This is a genomic window from Henriciella sp. (assembly GCF_049649345.1).
Classification (GTDB): Bacteria; Pseudomonadota; Alphaproteobacteria; order Caulobacterales; family Hyphomonadaceae; genus Henriciella.
On sequence record NZ_JBARZC010000148.1, the window covers coordinates 1 to 3,638 of the forward strand.

At 61.8% G+C, this 3,638-nt stretch carries 4 protein-coding genes and 1 pseudogene; all 5 read right to left on the bottom strand.

Annotation, left to right across the window (positions count from 1 at the left end; translation table 11 throughout):
* Positions 1-630 (bottom strand): PhzF family phenazine biosynthesis protein (locus WA989_RS03610; protein ID WP_424339153.1); only part of this gene is annotated, 630 nt, incomplete at its 3' end.
* A 77-nt stretch (positions 631-707) separates the two neighbouring features.
* Positions 708-1,391: a peptidoglycan DD-metalloendopeptidase family protein gene (locus WA989_RS03615; protein ID WP_424339154.1), complete on the bottom strand. Its 684-nt coding sequence runs from the start codon at positions 1,389-1,391 to the stop codon at positions 708-710.
* A gap of 2 nt (positions 1,392-1,393) precedes the next feature.
* Entirely contained in the window at positions 1,394-2,218 is an 825-nt protein-coding gene (thiD, locus tag WA989_RS03620; RefSeq protein WP_424339155.1) for a bifunctional hydroxymethylpyrimidine kinase/phosphomethylpyrimidine kinase, read from the bottom strand.
* Between the two features lie 55 nt (positions 2,219-2,273).
* On the bottom strand, positions 2,274-2,855 hold the full coding sequence (locus WA989_RS03625; RefSeq protein ID WP_424339156.1) for a hypothetical protein: 582 nt from the start codon (positions 2,853-2,855) through the stop codon (positions 2,274-2,276).
* A 51-nt stretch (positions 2,856-2,906) separates the two neighbouring features.
* Positions 2,907-3,638, bottom strand: a pseudogene (locus tag WA989_RS03630) (ATP-dependent zinc metalloprotease FtsH); the annotation flags it as partial.

The following is a 3,638-nucleotide window of genomic DNA, read 5'->3' on the forward strand; positions in this document are numbered from 1 at the left end:
GTCTTCGGGGATGCCGCTTGCCGGAGCGAAGAAGCGGCTCGTGACATCGACACCCTCTCCGCCAGCGGCGAGCACACCGAGATTGCCGCGGTTTACATCCTTCATCACGCCAAGTTTCGAGATGAGATCGAGATCTGCCTGCATCGTCACAATGTCATCCGGGTCCGCGAAGACGGCGGCATAAAAAGGCCCGCCCCAGGCTTCGAGCGGCCATGCGCCGAGCGCGGTCGCGACATCTTCTGTGACATCGGCCTTCTGGATTGTCGGGGCCGGGAAATCCATTTCGTAGCGCCCGTCGGGCAGCTGTTTCACAGTGAGCCGGCCGGACTTCAACGTGTCGAATGCCACCTCTGCGCCGTCAAAGCCGAGATGGGTGAACAGGGCATGTGCGCTGGCCAGTGTCGCATGTCCGCAAAGCGGCACCTCGACCGTCGGTGTGAACCAGCGCAGCGTCCAGACACCCTCGCCAGCCGGCACGATAAAGGCGGTCTCGGCGACATTGTTCTCAGCCGCGATGGCCTGGAGGGTTTCATCCGGCAGAAAGTCATCCATCGGTATGACGCAGGCCTGGTTTCCCTCAAAGGGCTTCGACGCGAAGGCATCGATCTGGAAAAAGGGGAGGGTGGTCATGGCGCGTCTCCGTTGGAGGAGCGCTTCAGATAGAGGGTCGCGCCGGCGCGCACAAACCAGACTTTCTAAGGCGTTGTTTAGCGGCGCTGGCCGAGGCCGAGGAATGCTTCTGGATCGGGACAAAGCGTGAGCCAGGCCTCTTGTTCTGATTTCCGGCACACGCCCGGGAAGTCTCCGTGCTTGTCGCTCACGTCCAGTATGACCTGAAAATGCAGATGCGGCGCCCAGCCGCCATTCACGTCATTCGAGCCGAGGCGGGCTATTTCCTGACCCTTGGACACCGGTTTGCGCGGCTCAAGACCGTCGAGACTGTCGAGGCTGAGATGGCCGTAAAGTGTGTAGAAGGTAAGCTCGGGCGTGACTTCGTGCTCGAGGATGATGGTCGGTCCGTAATCCTTTTCATTGTCATTACGCTGGAAGCTGTGCATCACGCCGTCGAGCGGTGCATGAACGCGCGTGCCCGGCAGCGCGAACACATCGAGGCCGAGATGGATCGTGCGCGGTTCAACGCCTTCCGGATTGAAGATCGGCGTGTCGTAGATCGCCCGGTCCTCGCCATATCCATCAGCGTAGACAATGCCAGGTTCCGGAATCCAGTAAAGCGGCAGGTCGCTCCAGCCTCGTCTCGCCAGGCCCTCCGGGTCGAGCGGAAAGGGCAGGGCCTCCGAGAGACCCGGCACGGTTTCCGCCGGACGCCCGGTCCGGGCAGCGAGCCAGGCGTCATAGGCCGTTCTCTTGGCGGAGAGGTCCGGCGCAGGCACGATCAACCCTCCTCAGTGCTGTCCAGCACCCAGCCATGATGCACAGGGCCGTGCCCCTGGCCAAACCCCTTGGCAGAGGCGATTGCGCCGTGCAGATAGTCGCGCGCCTGTTCGACGGCGTCATTCAGCGCAACACCTTGCGCAACGAGGCTGGCGATGGCGCTTGCCAGCGTGCAGCCCGAGCCGTGGGTCGAACGTGTTTCGATCCGCGGGCCCTCGAAGATCCACTCGCCATCCTCGGTCTGCAGCACGTCGGTGATGACCCGGCCGGGGATATGACCGCCTTTGACAAGCGCCCCTTTGGCGCCGCGCTTGAGCAGCATCTCCGCGGCACGTCTCTGGCCGTTGATGCCGTCGACGGACTTGCCTGTCAGCACTTCGGCTTCAGGCGCGTTCGGGGTTACCAGATGTGCGCCGGAGACGAGCAGCGATGCCATCGCCTCGACAGCGCGCTCATTCACCAGCCTGTCGCCGGATGTTGCGACCATCACCGGATCGATGATGCGCGGAACGGCCGGCGCGCGCTCATCGAGCGTTTCGGCCACCGCTTCGACAAGATCGGCGGTCGCGATCATGCCGGTCTTGATCGCGTCAGCGCCGGTATCCTTGAGGCAGACCCGCATCTGCGCGGTCACCGTACCGATGGGGATGGGGTGGACGTCATGGACGCCGGTCGTGTCCTGCACGGTGACCGCTGATATAGCGGTCATAGCATAGCCGCCAGTGGCCATGATGGCCTTGATGTCAGCCTGTATGCCGGCCCCGCCGCCCGAGTCCGAGCCGGCGATGACGAGCACGCGGCCCTGTTTTTCGTCTGTCTGTTCCATCACGCAGAGATAAGCCGTTCACGGGCCGAGAAAAAGCCGGATCGTCAGATCGGGCTTACCAGGGCTCGCCAGGAGACTCGACCGGGTTGGAAAGATCGAACTCAACGCGGAAATGGCGTTCAGGACGCTCAAGCTCGTAAACAAAGAGATCCTCGTCGGGGTCGATCTCCATGGCCCAGATCTTGTGCTTGGATTCCGGTATGTCGTCAGCTTCGAAGAGGTCCATCGTCTTCTTGTCGGCCGGGAAGACCTGCCGGGTTGCCGTTGAGGCTCCGGACGACTTTCCGCCATACAGGGTCAGCGCATCTGGCGTGCCGTCCTCATGATTGTGCTGATGGCGAAGCGCGAGGCGGCCGTCATCATTGAGCGCGACAAGCCAGGTGCGGGAATGATCGTCGCCGACATGAAGCGGAATGCGCAGGCCGGTGTCTGTGCAGGTCTCGAAGTCCGCAATTATGGTCTCAGCGCGCCAATCATCATCTTCGGGATCATCGCTGACGATCATGCCTTCATAGGAGGCGCCGCAATAGGGCTGGATATTGGCGAGAAACTGATCAGCTGAAAGGTCAGCCGGAATCTCCCTGTCACACGCCGGCAGGGCGATCGCGAGTACAAGAACAAAAAACCGCAAATACATAGGGCGCAGCCTAGGCAGGCTGCGCCCTATGGCAATCAAATTTTTCGCCAATCAGGCCGGTTCGGGTTCGCCGCCGGATTCTTCGCCATAACCCTTGCGGCGTTTGCCAGTGACAGGCACGGCTGAGGCAGGCCCTTGCGGCTCGTCAGGCTCATCCGGGCGCGACGGAGGCTTGCCGTTCAGCAGGTCCTTGATCTCCTCGCCGGAAAGAGTCTCGTACTCTAGCAGGCCTTCGGCGAGCGTTGACCATTGATCACGATGCTTGGTCATGACCTCGCGCGCATCATCCATGCCGCGCTGGACAAGCTTACGGACCTCTTCCTCGATTTTCTTCGAGGTGTCTTCGGACACGTGCGACTTGTTCATCAGCTGCTGGCCGAGGAACACATCGCCCTGGTCTTCGGCATAATCGACAGGGCCGATCGCGTCGGACAGGCCCCAGCGGGTCACCATGGCGCGGGCGAGCTTGGTCGCCTGCTGAATGTCTGAGGCAGCACCGGCGGTGACATTTTCCATGCCGAACTTTTCTTCCTCAGCGACGCGGCCGCCCATCATTATGGCAAGGCGCGATGTCATTTCGCTCTTCGACATGGACATCTTGTCGTCGACGGGCAGCTGCATGACCATGCCGAGGGCGCGGCCGCGCGGAATGATCGTCGCCTTGTGAACCGGGTCAGCCACGGGCACCTTCAGTGCCACGATGGCATGGCCGGCTTCGTGCCAGGCGGTGAGTTCCTTTTCCTTGTCAGACATCACCATAGAGCGTTTTTCAGGGCCCATGAG

What these genes read in the sequence shown, in the direction of transcription:
- thiD (WP_424339155.1), bottom strand. Translation starts at nt 2,218, where the DNA reads ATGGAACAGACAGACGAAAAACAGGGCCGCGTGCTCGTCATCGCCGGC.
- WA989_RS03625 (WP_424339156.1), bottom strand. Translation starts at nt 2,855, where the DNA reads ATGTATTTGCGGTTTTTTGTTCTTGTACTCGCGATCGCCCTGCCGGCG.